This window comes from Peribacillus sp. NJ4 (genome assembly GCF_030348345.1).
In the GTDB taxonomy this organism is placed as follows: Bacteria; Bacillota; Bacilli; order Bacillales; family DSM-1321; genus Peribacillus.
In genome coordinates, this window is the sequence record NZ_JAUCFQ010000001.1 from 1987932 (window position 1) to 2004688 (window position 16757).

General features: G+C 41.5%; 12 protein-coding genes. 11 read left to right on the forward strand and 1 reads right to left on the reverse strand.

All coding sequences use genetic code 11. The features are described 5' to 3' along the window. The first annotated feature begins 18 nt into the window (after nucleotides 1-18). The 4 genes from recN (at nucleotide 19) to QUF94_RS10015 (ending at nucleotide 5625) form a co-directional block, all read left to right on the forward strand. Nucleotides 19-1734 carry a DNA repair protein RecN gene (recN, locus tag QUF94_RS10000; RefSeq protein ID WP_289315714.1) on the forward strand — a complete coding sequence of 572 codons (1716 nt, stop codon included), beginning with the start codon at nucleotides 19-21 and terminating at the stop codon, nucleotides 1732-1734. A gap of 162 nt (nucleotides 1735-1896) precedes the next feature. After that, nucleotides 1897-3189 carry a SpoIVB peptidase gene (spoIVB, locus tag QUF94_RS10005; RefSeq protein ID WP_289315715.1) on the forward strand — a complete coding sequence of 431 codons (1293 nt, stop codon included), beginning with the start codon at nucleotides 1897-1899 and terminating at the stop codon, nucleotides 3187-3189. Nucleotides 3190-3512: 323 nt separating this feature from the next. Beyond that, the gene (gene spo0A, locus QUF94_RS10010) at nucleotides 3513-4304 is read left to right on the forward strand and encodes a sporulation transcription factor Spo0A (protein ID WP_289315716.1); all 792 of its coding nucleotides are present in this window, start codon (nucleotides 3513-3515) and stop codon (nucleotides 4302-4304) included. 586 nt (nucleotides 4305-4890) lie between these two features. Then, nucleotides 4891-5625 carry a glycerophosphodiester phosphodiesterase gene (locus tag QUF94_RS10015; RefSeq protein WP_289315717.1) on the forward strand — a complete coding sequence of 245 codons (735 nt, stop codon included), beginning with the start codon at nucleotides 4891-4893 and terminating at the stop codon, nucleotides 5623-5625. Nucleotides 5626-5673: 48 nt separating this feature from the next. Here the strand turns inward: QUF94_RS10015 and QUF94_RS10020 are convergent, their stop codons facing one another. Then, nucleotides 5674-5910 (reverse strand): DUF2627 domain-containing protein, encoded by a 237-nt coding sequence (locus QUF94_RS10020; protein ID WP_101222519.1) that lies wholly within the window; start codon nucleotides 5908-5910, stop codon nucleotides 5674-5676. Nucleotides 5911-6117: 207 nt separating this feature from the next. Here QUF94_RS10020 and QUF94_RS10025 point away from each other — a divergent pair, with 207 nt between their 5' ends. The 7 genes from QUF94_RS10025 to QUF94_RS10055 all read left to right on the forward strand — a co-directional run bounded on the left by QUF94_RS10025 (nucleotide 6118) and on the right by QUF94_RS10055 (nucleotide 16757). Beyond that, nucleotides 6118-8175, forward strand: a complete 2058-nt coding sequence (locus QUF94_RS10025) for a sigma-54 interaction domain-containing protein (protein ID WP_289315718.1) — start codon at nucleotides 6118-6120, stop codon at nucleotides 8173-8175. Nucleotides 8176-8543: 368 nt separating this feature from the next. Continuing rightward, nucleotides 8544-9641 (forward strand): branched-chain amino acid dehydrogenase, encoded by a 1098-nt coding sequence (bcd, locus tag QUF94_RS10030; protein WP_289315719.1) that lies wholly within the window; start codon nucleotides 8544-8546, stop codon nucleotides 9639-9641. Between the two features lie 133 nt (nucleotides 9642-9774). Beyond that, nucleotides 9775-11196, forward strand: a complete 1422-nt coding sequence (gene lpdA, locus QUF94_RS10035; protein WP_289315720.1) for a dihydrolipoyl dehydrogenase — start codon at nucleotides 9775-9777, stop codon at nucleotides 11194-11196. A 24-nt stretch (nucleotides 11197-11220) separates the two neighbouring features. Then, nucleotides 11221-12216, forward strand: a complete 996-nt coding sequence (locus tag QUF94_RS10040; protein WP_289315721.1) for a thiamine pyrophosphate-dependent dehydrogenase E1 component subunit alpha — start codon at nucleotides 11221-11223, stop codon at nucleotides 12214-12216. A 12-nt stretch (nucleotides 12217-12228) separates the two neighbouring features. Further along, complete coding sequence (locus QUF94_RS10045; protein ID WP_289315722.1) at nucleotides 12229-13212, forward strand: alpha-ketoacid dehydrogenase subunit beta; 984 nt, start codon at nucleotides 12229-12231, stop codon at nucleotides 13210-13212. Nucleotides 13213-13238: 26 nt separating this feature from the next. Next, nucleotides 13239-14528, forward strand: coding sequence for a dihydrolipoamide acetyltransferase family protein (locus tag QUF94_RS10050; RefSeq protein WP_289315723.1), 1290 nt, complete (start codon nucleotides 13239-13241; stop codon nucleotides 14526-14528). 351 nt (nucleotides 14529-14879) lie between these two features. Further along, nucleotides 14880-16757, forward strand: a complete 1878-nt coding sequence (locus tag QUF94_RS10055) for a methylmalonyl-CoA mutase family protein (protein ID WP_289315724.1) — start codon at nucleotides 14880-14882, stop codon at nucleotides 16755-16757.

Below are 16757 nucleotides of genomic sequence, written 5' to 3' on the forward strand. Positions count from 1 at the left end.
TTTGTGAGGTGACCTAGTTTGTTAACAGAACTATCGATTAGGAATTTTGCGATCATAGAAAGCCTGTCCGTTTCATTTGAGAAAGGCTTGACTGTCTTGACCGGAGAAACAGGGGCAGGGAAATCAATCATTATAGATGCCGTTCATCTTTTGGTTGGGGGACGTGGTTCTGCAGAGTTCATTCGGCATGGTGAGTCCAAGGCCGAAATAGAGGGATTATTTCAAATTGAAGATGAAAAACACCCGGTATTTGCCAAAGCAGAAGAATTTGGACTGGATATGAATGATGGGATGGCCATTCTTCGAAGGGATATTTCACAGAGCGGCAAAAGCGTTTGCAGAGTAAATGGAAAACTTGTAACGATTGCCATTTTACGCGAGATAGGACGGACATTGATAGATATTCATGGTCAGCATGAACATCAGGAATTAATGGATGAACGACTCCATCTTCCTCTGCTGGATCAATTCGGCGGTGAAAAAATCGCCTCTGCACTCACGGAATACCAAAAGCTCTATAAACGTTATGAAACCGCTTCAAAACAATTGAATGGTTTGAGCCAAAATGAACAGCAAATGGTCCACCGTCTTGATTTGATCCAATTTCAATTCGATGAAATTCAAAAAGCTGATTTGAAACTACGTGAAGATGAAGAATTAATGGAAGAGCGGAAGAAAATTAATAATTTCGAAAAAATTCATGAAGCGCTGCAAACCAGTTATAATGCTTTAAATGGAGAGCAGCATGCAATTGATTGGCTTTCCGTAGCCATGAATAACCTGGAAGAAGCCGCAGGTCTTGATGAAGGTTTAAAAAACAGCTCCGAAACCGTTTCAAATAGTTACTTCCTGCTTGAAGAGGCCGTGTCAAACATCCGGGATCAATTAGACTCTTTGGATTATGATACAGAACGTGTCGAATTCATTGAAAGCCGCCTTAATGAAATAAATCAATTAAAACGTAAATACGGGCGGACCATCGAGGAAATCCTGGAATATGGTGCAGGCATAGAAGAGGAAGTCGAAAAGCTGCAAAATAGGGAAACGCATATAGCGAAGCTTGAAAAGGAAATGAAATCCATCAAGGCCGATTTAATTGTTGAAGCAAAGAATCTGTCTGAACTTCGTCAGACATTCGCTCAGCAGTTAACCAAAAAGATCCATCAGGAATTAAAAGATTTATACATGGAAAAGACCATTTTCGAACCACATTTCCTTCAAACGGCTTATACTTTCGATGAGTTGTCAGATAGGGGCATTAATCAGTCGGGGCTGGATTCGATGGAATTTTATATTTCCACAAATCCAGGTGAACCGTTAAAACCTCTATCAAAAATCGCATCGGGTGGAGAACTCTCGAGGATCATGCTGGCTTTGAAAAGCATTTTCTCCAAGCACCAAGGCATAACGTCCATTATATTTGATGAAGTGGACACCGGTGTGAGCGGACGGGTTGCACAATCCATTGCTGAAAAGATCTATAAAGTGGCAACGGGATCTCAAGTACTGTGCATATCCCATTTACCACAAGTGGCAGCTATGGCGGATACTCACTTATTCATAGCGAAAAATGTAAGGGCAGGACGCACGAATACCTCGGTAAAGCCTTTAATTGAAACGGAAAAGATAAAAGAAATTGGCAGGATGATTTCTGGAGTCGAGATTACGGATTTGACGAAGCAGCATGCCAATGAATTAATCCAGCTGGCAAAAAGGTTGAAAATCACATCTTGATGGACAGGTAAAGTAGATAATTTAAACTTATCATAAGCATTCATTGTAAAGCTATCCAAAAACGGATAGCTTTTATTTTGTGCATCTGTTATAAATGACTGTCTTGAGGGCTAAATTAAAGGTGTAGCCATAAAGTTTCAGAGAGCGAGGAGAGTGAATGGGTTGAAATTTGTATGGATAAACAGGATCATCGGTGGAATTCTCCTTGTTTCGCTATTAACATTAGGGTTATACCAGCCATTTCGTGAATATTTTTTAATTCCAAATCATCTTGTACTATTTGAAGGAAGTCAATATAGTATTTCCAAATCATTGCCTGTTTCTGCAAAAGCTTCGGGATTCAGTGATGGGATTTCGCTTCATGATGAGCAAGCTTCAATTACGCTTGGTGCTGAGAAACCAGGTACGAATGAAGTGTTGCTGGATGTAGCAGGCTTGCCCGCCAAAAAGGTCGACATTAGGGTGTTGAAAGACTTTAAAGTCATGCCTGGAGGCCAATCCATTGGAGTGAAGCTAAATACTCTCGGAGTGCTCGTAGTAGGTCATCATCTTATTGATACTGCGCAGGGGAAAAAATCACCAGGAGAAAAAGCGAAAATTGAAATCGGTGATATTATTACAGAAATCAATGGTCAGACGATAAAGAAGATGGGGGATGTAACCCCTTTTGTTCAGCAGGCAGGTGAAAAGGGGGAGGCGTTGAATCTAGTCATCAACCGTGATAATGAAGTGCTTCAAAGCACCCTTTTACCTCTAAAAGATAAGAATGAAGGAACTTACAAATTGGGTTTGTATATCCGTGATTCAGCAGCTGGCATCGGAACGATGACGTTTTATCACCCGGATTCGAAAAAATATGGAGCATTGGGACATGTCATTTCCGATATGGATACCAAAAAGCCGATTGTTGTAAAGGATGGACAGATTGTTCAATCCACGGTCACGTCCATTGAAAAGGGAAGCAATGGTGATCCTGGAGAAAAATTGGCACGCTTTTCTTCCAACAAAGAAAAAATAGGAAATATCAATCGCAATAGTCCCTTTGGGATTTTTGGGAAATTAAATCAAGATTTTAAAAATGGGATTAATGACAAGGCTCTCCCGATCACCCTTTCCCATGAGGTAAAGGAAGGACCAGCAAAAATCCTGACTGTGGTGGATGGTTCTAAAGTGGAGGAATTCGATGTGGAAATCGTCAGTTCCATACCACAGAAGTTTCCTGCGATTAAAGGAATGGTCTTAAAAGTGACGGATAAAGAACTGCTTCAAAAAACGGGTGGGATCGTTCAAGGTATGAGCGGCAGTCCTATCATACAAAATGGGAAATTAATCGGTGCAGTCACCCATGTATTTGTTAATGATCCAACAAGTGGGTATGGAGTCCATATCGAATGGATGTTAAACGAAGCCGGTATAAATATATACGACAAAGATAATTATGAAAAGGCAAGCTAAAGAAACCGGGTATCCTTTTGGATGCCCCTTTTTAATTGATTAGCCCAGGTCATGGATGGTAATTAAATATGATTTCTCCAAAAAATAGAGGTTTTTTTGAAACGTTGTGATAAAATGATAACAAAATGAAGATTTTTCGACAATCGGTTTATTCGAATAGCAAACGAAGTCGAAAACAAGAGATATCCGGAGAATAATATTGAATTCCTTATATTTTTTCAAAAATAAAAGGAATTTAGTTTCCATTGTCGAAAAGTTCAATTACAATAGAATTTAGTCATATAGAAAAAAAGACCAATTGTAGTTGAGGGTTGAAATCAAGCGTGAAAAAAATTAAGGTGTGCGTTGTAGACGATAATAGAGAACTTGTTGGCCTTCTGGAAGAATACATTTCAGCACAGGAAGACATGGAAGTAATTGGGGTGGCACATAACGGTCAAGATTGCCTGGGTATGCTTGAAAGTGTTGATCCGGATATATTGATCCTCGATATTATCATGCCTCATTTAGATGGGTTAGGTGTACTTGAAAAACTTCGTGAAGTAAAACGGGGTGCTATGCCTAATGTCATTATGCTTACTGCCTTTGGTCAAGAAGATGTAACGAAAAAAGCTGTTGATTTGGGCGCGTCTTACTTTATCCTGAAACCTTTTGATATGGAAAATCTGGCCAATCACATTCGTCAGGTAAGCGGTAAAGGGCAGGCGGTTTTAAAAAATCATAGTCAGTTTAGCTATCGTCCCCAAAATGAAGCCAAGCCGAAAAACCTCGATGCCAGCATCACAAGCATCATTCACGAAATTGGAGTGCCTGCACATATCAAGGGCTATTTGTATTTAAGGGAAGCCATATCCATGGTATATAATGATATTGAACTATTGGGTTCGATCACGAAAGTTTTATATCCGGATATCGCAAAAAAATACAATACTACGGCCAGCCGTGTTGAAAGAGCCATCCGACATGCGATTGAAGTGGCTTGGAGCCGTGGCAATATAGAATCCATTTCATCTCTTTTCGGTTATACTGTCAGCATGACTAAGGCAAAACCTACAAATTCCGAATTCATTGCCATGGTTGCCGATAAGCTTCGTCTCGAACATAAAGCTTCTTGACAGTAGGGGAACACCGGTTGTTCGGATTCAGGATAACAATTGACCATATAAAGGCTAGAGCCGCTAAATATAAATAGGAACTCTCCGTCTGGTGGTATGGACAGGAAGAAGTTGCTTTCTGATTTTTTCTAATCGGCAACTTCAATTTTTTTCGCTGCCGGTTAAAAAAAATTAAACGCCTTTTATTTATTGGATTTGCAGGAAATCCAATAAATAAAAGGCGTTTTTGTTTACGTTAAAAAGCGACACTAATTATCTGAATCACTAATTTTTAAAAGGATTTTGGCATTATGGGTCCTTTTCCGCTTTTCCATTCTTCAATTTAATCCCATCCTATTGGATTTTCCGCAAAGCATGCTGGAGAATGTCAAACAATAGCTGCTGATAAAATGTCCGTAAGTGTAAAACTCAATTGTTCTGATAACTACATTAAAAGGAACTTTTCAGTAATTATGGGGAATATTTCAGAAAACCTTCTACGAAGAAAATAATCACCTCTATTTCGATTGAAAGAAGATGAAAATAATTTATCGTTTCTGTTCATAAAATTGGGTTATAACAATTTTTGGGAGAGGCGGCTTTCATCATGACCTTAATCTTTGCACATCGAGGCTCTGCAGGAACACATCCGGAAAATACGATGTCGGCGTTCAAAGAAGCTGCCCGTGTTGGGGCGGACGGTATTGAAACGGATGTCCAACTCTCGAAAGATGGAGAAGTGGTCATCATTCACGATGAAAAGCTCGATCGGACCACGAATGCCTCAGGGTATGTAAAAGACCGGACCTTGATGGAGTTGAAAACTCTTAATGCGTCCTCAAGCTTTAAGGGTAAATTGGGTAAAGAAAAAATTCCGACGCTAGAAGAACTATTTATATGGCTTAACGATAACCAGCTTTTTTGTAATATTGAATTGAAAAACACGCTTTTTCTGTATCCAGGCTTAGAAGAGAAAGTCATAAGGCTCATTCGTGCCTACGAAATGAAGGAAAGGATAATCCTTTCTTCTTTCAATCATTATAGTTTGGTTAATTGTCATCAATTGGCACCTGAACTGGAAACGGCACCGCTTTATAGAGATGGTCTATACATGCCATGGATATATGCCAAGGCAATAGGCGGGAGCGCAATCCATCCAAATATCAAGTCTGCCTCTGATGCACTAATTCAAGCATCGTTGAGCATGGGTGTTGCTGTACGGCCCTATACCATTAATAAGGAAGCCGATATGAAGCGATTATTCAAATTGGGGTGCAGTGGCATCATAACCGATTTTCCTGAGGCAGCCGTACGGGTCAGAGAAGAACTTAAATCAAGATAAAGAAAAAGAAAAAGGTGCCCATTTATACATGGCACCTTCTTTTTACGTTTAAAATTTATTGAACCTGCTTTGGACCTTATTTTGTTTTCGATCTCGATGAAGGACGAAGCCTGCGATAAAGGCTATTCCTCCAATCGTAATAAGCAGTCCGATTAAAAATTGCAGCCAAAGGACTGGATAGGGAGGCTGTAAAATACCGAACACCATGTCCCTCATTATTTTAATGCCATAGGCAGCAAAGGCCCCGGGTATAAAAAGAATCAAAAAAGCGATTAAACGTTTCATGCGGTCAAATCCCTTCCGAAAATTCCGTCTTTTAAAAATGATAAAGGATATAAAATATTTGTCAAGTTTCGGGAAACTAGAAAATGACTGGAAGTTAGAGGCTGTGTTTAAAGGATGCCAATATGGTAAAATGAGGTGTGAAGTATGAAGAAAATTGCAGAGATATATCTAATAATAGGGGTAATTATATCTTAAGGGGGATGGCTCATGCAAAAAGTCATGATAGTAGGGGGAGGAGTGGGGGGGACAACGGTGTTGAAACTCCTTTCGGAAAGTGAAGTATTCTCAATTGTTTGTATGGCTGATACGAATGAATCCGCTGAAGGGATGCTTGCTGCAAAAGAAAGAAGGATTCCTACAGTGACTAATTGGAGCGAGGGATTGGATGGGGATTTGGATATCATTTTTGATACCACCGGAGACCCGACCGTCTATAGTAAGATAAAACGGGATATGAGCGATCAAACGATACTCATTCCTGGAAGTGTCGCCCTCATTATGACAAAGTTGTTTGAAGAGAAAAATCGTTTAATAAATAAATTGGAAAATACTTCGGCAAAAATGGACTTGATCCTTAATACGACCAGTGAAGGAATGGTGGTGATTGATCATGATGGATTCATCATCATGTTCAATGATAGTGCAGAACGAGCATCTGACACAAAGCGCGAGGACGTGATAGGCAAACATATCAAAGATTTCGTTCCTTCAACTGGATTACTTCGAGTGATGGAAACGAACCAAAAAGAAGTGAATCAGGAGATTACCCTTACTAATGGGATGGAGCTCATAACGACAAGGATTCCTCTGGTGAATGCCGATGAGGAAATCATAGGGGCTTTTTCCGTGTTTAGGAATAAAACGGAAGCTGTACAATTGGCGGAGCAGATCACTGATTTAAAAGAGATACAGACGATGCTCCAGGCAATCATTCAATCCAGTGATGAAGCCATCTCGGTCGTGGACGATCAAGGGAGGGGACTTTTGATCAATCCGGCATATACAAGAATCACTGGCTTAACCAAGGACCAAGTGATTGGTAAGCCGGCTTCCATCGATATTTACGAAGGTGATAGCATGCATATGAAAGTGCTTCAGACAAAAAAGCCTGTTCGGGGTGTCAATATGCGTGTCGGCCCAAAACATAAGGAAGTGATTGTTAATGTTGCTCCAATCATTGTGGATGGGTACCTGAAAGGTAGCGTTGGCGTCATTCATGATGTATCGGAAATTCAAACCTTGACTCACGAATTGAATCGGGCAAGACAGATTATCCGGACATTGCAGGCTAAATATTCCTTTGATGATATAATAGGGGCTTCCGAAGAGATGAAGCTTCCCATCGAACAGGCGAAATTATCGGCAAGGACACCGGCTACCGTCTTATTAAGAGGGGAATCAGGGACCGGCAAAGAGTTATTTGCCCACGCCATCCATAATGCGAGTGATAGGAAATTCAATAAATTCGTTCGTGTAAACTGTGCGGCCATCTCGGAATCATTACTCGAAAGTGAACTGTTCGGTTATGATGAGGGAGCGTTTACAGGGGCAAGCAGGGGCGGAAAGGTCGGTTTTTTTGAAGAGGCAAATCAAGGAAGCATCTTTTTAGATGAAATTGGTGAATTACCAGCTAACATCCAAGCTAAATTACTCCGGGTTTTACAAGAACGGGAAATCATCAGAGTGGGGGGGACAAAGCCGATTTCCATCAATGTCCGTGTCATAGCCGCCACGAATATCAATCTTGAACACGCCATTGCAAACGGATCATTCAGGGAAGACTTATATTTCAGGCTGAACCGCATGCCTATTTTCATTGCTCCTTTACGAAAACGAAAAGAAGATTTGAGAGAATTGGCGGAGCATTTGATTCATAAAATCAATCAGGAGTATGGACGGAGCATAGAGGGGATTACTGAAGCAGCTATACATAAGATGCAAATCTATAACTGGCCAGGGAATGTAAGGGAACTGGAAAATATCTTAGGACGGGCAATCATTTTCATGAAATTGAACGAGACAATCATTGATATACAGCATATTCCTGATTTTATCGAAGAGATTCCATTAAAACAGGAGAAACTCTTAATGGAGCCTTCTGGCTACGTATCGGGTAAACCGCTCTCGGAGATAATAGACCAGTATGAAGCCGAAATCATTCAGCAAGCGTTCGATACCCACAAGGGAAATAAAACACTTACGGCAAAAGCGTTGGGAATTTCAGTTAGAAATCTATATTATAAAATGGAAAAATTAAAACTGTGAAAATGTTTGCATGCAAGGAATTGCATAGTGTGAAAAAAACTGCGCAGAATTTTCTGATTTATTTTAATTTAAGCGAGAGTTCACTTCCAACATGAAATTTTTTTGAATTTGTTATAGGCTATAGTTGCCCAATATATTAACCAGCATCTCCTTTTTTTGGGTGAAAAGGCTCTCATTATTTAATTTATTGGCATGTTATTTGCATATTTAAAGGTGCATGGATTTTTCAAGGGAACCATTCCCAATGGGAAAAATATCATGTGATTAGCGGATTTTATTTAAAATGAACGTAGTGACCAGTAAGAATGAGGAGTGATTCAGTGTCCTCATATCTGACATTTATTAAAACATCTAGGGAGGATTCCTGTATGGAAATTTTTAAATATCTTGAGAAGTATGATTACGAACAACTGCTATTCTGTCAGGATAAACAATCGGGTTTGAAAGCGATTATTGCCATTCATGATACGACATTAGGACCAGCACTTGGTGGCACAAGGATGTGGACGTACGCTTCCGAAGAAGATGCCATAGAAGATGCTTTAAGGCTTTCGAAAGGAATGACATATAAAAACGCAGCGGCCGGCTTGAATTTAGGCGGGGGAAAAACCGTCATCATCGGCGATCCTCGCAAGGATAAAAATGAAGAAATGTTCCGTGCATTCGGAAGGTATATCCAAGGGCTGAATGGGCGTTATATAACTGCTGAAGATGTAGGGACCACGGTTGAAGATATGGATCTCATCCACGAGGAAACGGATTTTGTCACTGGGATTTCCCCTGCATTCGGTTCTTCAGGTAACCCTTCGCCTGTAACTGCATATGGGGTATACCGCGGTATGAAAGCTGCTGCAAAAGAAGCATTCGGCACTGATTCATTAGAAGGCAAGGTTGTTGCAGTCCAAGGCGTCGGGAATGTAGCTTATAACTTATGCCGTCACCTTCATGAGGAGGGTGCTAAGCTGATCGTTACCGATATCAATAAAGAAAGCGTGGCACGTGCGGTTGAATCCTTTGGGGCGACTGCAGTGAATACTGATGAAATTTATGGGGTTGAATGTGATATCTATGCTCCTTGTGCATTAGGTGCCGTCATTAATGATCAAACAATTAATCAAATTAAGGCGAAAGTCATTGCAGGTGCAGCCAATAATCAATTGAAGGATCCTGTTCATGGTGATCAAATTCATGAAAAAGGCATTATATATGCTCCTGATTATGTAATTAATGCAGGTGGTGTCATAAACGTGGCTGATGAACTTTTAGGGTATAATCGAGAAAGAGCCCTTAAGAAAGTGGAAATGGTTTATGATACGATTGAACGAGTCATGGAGATTGCCAAACGCGATCAAATTCCAACTTATAAAGCAGCGGACAGGATGGCAGAGGAGCGCATTGCTCGTATGCGGAATTCAAGAAGTCAATTCTTGCAAAATGAAAAACATATCTTGAATGGAAGAAAATGAATATAGTTGACAAGATATGGATTCCTGTGTTTTTTTAAAATATAAACACAGGAATTTCAACATGGATAACGTAATGAAACATAGGACAAGTAATAACGGTGACAATAGTGTGTATTTGTGAGGAGGAGTGGTTTTGGCTGAAGAATTTGACCTCGTTATCCTCGGAGGAGGAACAGGCGGGTATGTGGCAGCAATAAGGGCTGCTCAATTAGGATTGAAAACGGCTGTCGTGGAGAAAGGCAAGCTCGGCGGAACGTGTCTACATAAAGGCTGTATCCCTTCAAAAGCACTTTTAAGGAGTGCTGAAGTTTATCAGACTGCAGTGAAAAGTGAGGAATTCGGTATTGTAACCGGGGATGTAAAGGTGGATTTCCTTAAGGTGCAGGAAAGAAAGAATAAAGTCGTCGATCAACTCTATAAAGGTGTTCAGCACTTGATGAAACAAGGGAAGATAACGGTTTATGAAGGTTTAGGACGTATACTTGGTCCATCTATATTTTCACCGATGCCTGGGACAATTTCAGTGGAAATGAATAATGGCAGTGAAAATGAAATGCTCATTCCTCAGAATATCATCATTGCTACCGGTTCGCGTCCGAAAACACTGCCCGGTTTAACAATTGACGGGGAATTGGTGCTTACATCGGATGAAGCTCTAAAGCTTGAGAGCCTGCCGAAATCAATGATTATTGTAGGCGGTGGGGTTATCGGCATTGAGTGGGCTTCGATGCTGAAAGATTTTGGTGTGGAAGTAACCGTACTGGAATATGCGGATAGGATCATCCCGACTGAAGACCAGGATATTTCCAGTGAAATGCTTCGTCTCCTAACTAAAAAAGGCGTCAAATTCATTACAGGTGCCAAGGTATTGCCTGAAACCCTGAAAACGGATGTTTCAGTATCCATTTCTGCTGAAGTAAAAGGATTGGTAGAGGAATTCACAGCTGAAAAAATGCTGGTATCCGTAGGCAGAGCAGCAAATGTTGAAGGGATCGGCCTTGAAAATACAGAAATTGTGAAAGAAAAAGGTTTTATTGAAACCAATGACTTCTTCCAAACGAAGGAAACGCATATCTATGCGATCGGTGATTGTATCGGCGGTCTGCAATTGGCTCACGTTGCCTCCCATGAAGGTATTACGGCCGTTGAACATATGGCAGGCCAAAAACCGGAACGCTTGGATTATTCGCTCATTTCAAAATGTGTGTATTCAAGCCCTGAAGCGGCAAGTGTCGGTTTGACGGAAGAACAGGCAAAAAAGGAAGGCTATGAGCTTAAAATTGGAAAATTCCCATTCCGTGCAGTTGGTAAGGCCCTGGTTTTCGGGGAAGCGGATGGTTTTGTCAAAATCATTGCAGATAAGAAAACGGATGATATATTGGGCGTTCATATGATCGGTCCACATGTTACGGATATGATTTCAGAAGCGGGACTTGCAAAAGTGCTTGATGCGACACCTTGGGAGGTAGCCAAGACAATACATCCACACCCAAGTCTTTCTGAAGCAATCGGAGAGGCGGCGCTTGCTGTCGATGGACTTGCCATTCATTCATAAAGAATAAGGTCAGGAGGTTTTATGATGGTAGAAAAACGTCATGAACAATTAGGCTTAAATGAGGAAACGGTTTTAGATATGTACCGGACAATGCTTTTGTCCCGCAGGATTGATGAGCGTATGTGGCTTTTAAATCGTTCCGGGAAAATTCCCTTCGTGATTTCCTGCCAGGGGCAAGAAGCTGCGCAGGTTGGGGCAGCGTTTGCGCTGGATCGGCAAAAGGATTATGTACTTCCTTATTATCGGGATGTAGGTGTGGTACTTACCTTCGGAATGACAGCAAAAGACTTGATGCTTTCAGGTTTTGCGAAAGAGGAAGATCCCAATTCAGGCGGACGCCAAATGCCTGGCCATTTCGGTCAAAAGAAAAATAGGATCGTCACTGGTTCATCACCTGTAACGACACAGGTCCCGCATGCAGTTGGAATTGCCCTTGCTGGGAAGATGGAAAGCAAGGATTTAGTAACATTCGTTACGTTTGGTGAAGGTTCATCCAATCAGGGCGATTTTCATGAAGGGGCCAACTTTGCAGGTGTACATAAGCTGCCGGTCATTTTCATGTGTGAAAATAATAAATATGCGATTTCGGTTCCTATTTCGAAACAACTATCATGTGAAAATGTTTCCGACAGGGCGATTGGCTATGGGATGCCTGGAATAACGGTGGATGGCAATGACCCATTGGAAGTGTATGCAGCAGTGAAAGAAGCGGCTGACCGTGCACGAAGGGGAGAGGGGCCTACCCTTGTAGAAACCGTCTCATATAGGCTCACTCCTCATTCAAGTGATGATGATGACCGAAGCTACCGGACAGCGGACGAGGTGGCCGAAGCCAAAACGAAGGATTCCATAATTACATTTGGAGCGTATTTAAAAGAAGCGGGAATCATGGATGATGATCTTGAGAAACAAATGAATGATGAAGTCATGAAGATAGTCAACGAAGCAACTGATTATGCTGAAAATGCTCCATATCCGAAGGCTGAAAGTGCTATGAATCATGTGTATGCACAAAAGTAAGGGGGTAATAGAATGCCAGTGATTTCTTATATAGATGCCGTGACAATGGCAATGAGGGAAGAGATGGAACGTGATTCCCGTGTATTCGTATTGGGAGAGGATGTTGGAAAAAAAGGTGGGGTCTTTAAAGCCACTAACGGTTTATACGACCAATTCGGTGAAGCCAGGGTCATCGATACACCGCTCGCTGAATCTGCAATTGCTGGAGTGGGAATTGGAGCCGCCATGTACGGGCTTCGGCCAATAGCTGAAATGCAATTTGCTGATTTCATCATGCCTGCCATTAACCAAATTGTTTCAGAGGCAGCTAAAATTAGATACCGTTCTAATAATGACTGGAGCTGTCCTATGGTAATCCGTGCTCCTTATGGAGGAGGGATTCATGGAGCTCTTTATCATTCGCAATCGGTTGAAGCGATTTTTGCTAATCAACCGGGCTTGAAAATTGTGATGCCTTCCACTCCTTATGATGTCAAGGGGTTGCTTAAAGCTGCCATCCGTGATGAAGATCCAGTTCTTTTCTTTGAACATAAACGCGCATACCGCTTGATTAAGGGTGAGGTACCCACTGAAGATTATGTACTTCCAATCGGTAAGGCGGATGTGAAAAGGGAAGGGGAAGACATTACTGTCATATCCTATGGCCTTTGCGTGCATTTTGCTCTTCAGGCAGCTGAAAAATTAGCTGCAGATGGAATCTCTGCACATGTTCTTGACTTGCGCACCGTCTACCCTTTAGATAAGGATGCTATCATAGAAGCAGCTTCTAAAACAGGGAAAGTTTTACTGGTTACGGAGGATAATAAAGAAGGAAGCATTATGAGTGAGGTGGCAGCCATCATTGCCGAGAATTGCCTTTTTGATTTGGATGCCCCTATAAAACGATTGGCCGGACCTGATGTACCTGCCATGCCATATGCGCCTACGATGGAAAAACATTTTATGGTGAACCCTGATAATGTGGAAAAAGCGATGAGGGAATTGGCCGAGTATTAATGACTGTTAAGAAGGAGGAACGATTTATGGCTATGGAATTAATGAAGATGCCTCAATTAGGCGAAAGTGTCACAGAGGGAACCATCAGTAAATGGCTTGTAAAGCCTGGGGATCATGTCACGAAATATGATCCGCTAGCTGAAGTGATGACTGATAAAGTAAATGCTGAGGTTCCTTCTTCCTTCACCGGCATCATCAAGGAATTGAAAGCGGAAGAGAATCAAACGTTGGCAGTCGGGGAAGTCATTTGCTCGATTGAAGTTGAAGCGGCAAAGACGGATAACGAAAACGCAGGCCAAGCTGTTTCTCATAGCGAGGAAAATGTTGATGCACCTGTTACAAAAGATGTGCAGCAAGCAGGTGAACCATCAAGGAAAGCTCGCTTTTCACCTGCCGTGTTAAAACTTTCCCAGGAGCATGGGATCGACCTTTCAAAAGTGAAAGGAACGGGGAATGAGGGACGAATCACCCGTAAAGATCTACTGAAACTTGTTGAATCCGGTACTCTTCCTAAGGCGGATGAACCTTCCGCAATATCCGATTCGGCTCATGAAGAGAACACGCCTCCAATTAATCGTCAAACTAGTGCAGTGACTACTAACGTGCCGACTGCTATTGGTGACAAGGAAATACCTGTTACGGGTATCCGTAAGGCAATTGCATCCAATATGTTAAAAAGTAAGCACGAAATTCCGCATGCATGGACAATGGTGGAAGTCGACGCAAGCAATATGGTGAAGTTGCGTGATAATCTCAAGTCCGGCTTTAAACAAAAAGAAGGCTATAATTTAACTTACTTTGCCTTTTTTGTAAAAGCGATTGCTCAAGCCCTTACGGAATTTCCAGAGCTCAATTCGATGTGGGCTGGCGATAAAATCATACAAAAGAAAGAAATCAATATTTCTATAGCCGTTGCAACTGAAGATGCCTTATTTGTACCTGTCATAAAAAATGCAGATGAAAAATCAATCAAAGGTATAGCAAGGGAGATACAGGAACTCGCATCCAAAGTGAAGGCGGGTAAGTTAAAAGCAGAGGATATGCAAGGTGGCACGTTCACTGTCAATAACACTGGCTCATTCGGTTCAGTCCAGTCCATGGGAATCATCAATTATCCACAGGCCGCCATTTTACAAGTTGAAACGATCGTAAAACGTCCAGTGGTCATAAATGACATGATTGCAGTTCGGGATATGGTGAATCTCTGTTTATCACTTGATCATCGTGTTTTGGATGGATTGGTATGCGGACGTTTCCTCGCAAGGGTTAAAGAAATCATCGAAAAGATTTCCAAAGACAACACTTCCATATACTAAAGTGAAGAAAAAGGAAGGCCATTAGGTTCCTTCCTTTTTTTTGCACTTTATTTTTCAGTAGAAAAACATCGACAAAAATTTTATTTTTGCTATTATTTTAATTAGAGCTGTTCTAATACAGAGAAGGGGCTGTACTTCATTTTAAATAGGAGAAATAGGCTTTTGGTTTCCCATACAGCAGCTTTGTAATTTCTATTAACATAAATTTCAAGAAAATTATGATAGAATGTTAGTATAATCCAGATTAAATTGATGGGAGGGTGGTTTTCTTACCTAAACCGACTGAGCGTTCGTTCTCCAGTGGGATGGACCAGGCATTTGAGGCGGCAGACGATAAGAAAGCGATTACAGATGGAACTGAAAGATGTGAAAAACATAACCTTTCCTAGGCCTTCTTTTGAAGAGTGGAAAGAAGCTGCGGAAGCCAGTTTAAAAGGAAAAAGTATAGAAAAGTTAAAAACGAATACATATGAGGGCATCACGTTATATCCGCTCTATACAGAAAAGGCGGATTCGACAGTAAAAGTATCTGAATTGCCAGGATTCTTCCCTTTCACCCGAGGAACGTCCCCAATGGGTTATTATGAAAAACCTTGGCTTGTCGTTCAACCTGTAAGCGGTACCACGGCAGAAGAGGCAAATGAAAAGATGAAGGCGTCATTCAAGCGCGGTCAAAATGTTGTGGCATACCCTGCACGATTGCTTGCTGAGGGGGCAAGGGCCGAAAAGTTGTTTAAGGATATCCCATTAAAGGAAATCCCGATTTTCATTGACCTTAAGGGGAAACAAAAAGGATTATTCCCGCAATTCAAAGCTATTGCCGAATCGCAAAATGCCCAATTGACAGGTGTAGTTGCAGAAGATCCCATTGCAGAATGGCTCATTGGCGGACAGCTGCCAGAAGATACGGATAACTATTTTGCAGACTGGATGAAGACGATCCAAGATTATCAGAAGATAGGCCGGGATTTAAAGACAGTTCTGATTAATACGGCAGTCTATCATAATGGAGGGGCTAATGCCGTACAAGAAATAGCGTACGGATTATCCGCAGCCGTCCAATATCTATTGGAAGGGCAAAAACAAGGGCTTTCTATTTCTTCAGTATCCGAAAGAATAGTATTTTCGTTTGCAGTGGATTCCAATTACTTCATGTCCATCGCTAAACTGAGGGCTGCCAGGAGGCTTTGGGCAGGTCTTGCTGAAGCCTTCGATACAGCTCAGGACCATTTTAAAATGGCCATACATGCTGTTACTTCCGAATTGACAGAAACGCTATATGATCAGCACGTCAATATTCTTCGGACCACAAACCAAGCTTTCGCTGCAGCTATTGGAGGCATTCAATACCTTCAAATTCATCCATTTACTCACGCAACTGGTGAAGTTGATGATTTTTCAGAAAGAATCGCCCGCAACACTCACTTGATATTAAAAGAAGAAACAAATATCACGACAGTGGTCGATCCTGCTGGCGGTTCATGGTATGTTGAGCAATTAACGGATGAATTGGCTGAAAAGGCTTGGGCGAACTTCCTTGAAATCGATGAAGCCGGGGGGATTTTAGAGCTAATTAAGCAAGGCACCCTGCAAAAAGAAATAGCTGAAGTTTACCAAGGCAGAGTTCAAAATGCGGCTTTCAGAAAAGAAAGTATCATCGGAACGAATGTATATCCGAATCCAGCGGATAAGATTAAAACTCCGACACAGGATAACCAAGTGTCATATATGAAAGTCGAGAAACCGGTTGGCATTACGCCAATTGCCAGGAATAGGGTATCCATTCAGTTCGAACAGATAAGACAACGTAGTGAAACGTATAAAGAAATAAGTGGAACGGCTCCAACGATTGGTTTAATTAACTTGAAAAATCTTAAATCCTATAAACCCCGTGCAGATTTCGTTAAAAGTCTGGCTGCAGCAGGAGGTATTGAAACACTCGGTAGTAATGGGTGTCAAACCACTAAGGAAGCAGTCGATTACGTAGCTTCCACCAAGCTCTCTGTTTATTGTGTTTGCGGCAGTGATGGTGACTACTCGGAATTAGCGCCAATCACAATTAAAGAAATCAAAAAGCAATTCCCGGAAATCAATATTTATATGGCTGGCAAGCAGCAAGAAGAATTGGATATTACACTAAGTGAAGCCGGAGTCAAAGATTTTATCCATGTTAAAACGAATGCAATAGCCATTTTATTGGAATTATTGCAGAAGCTAGGGGTGAACTGA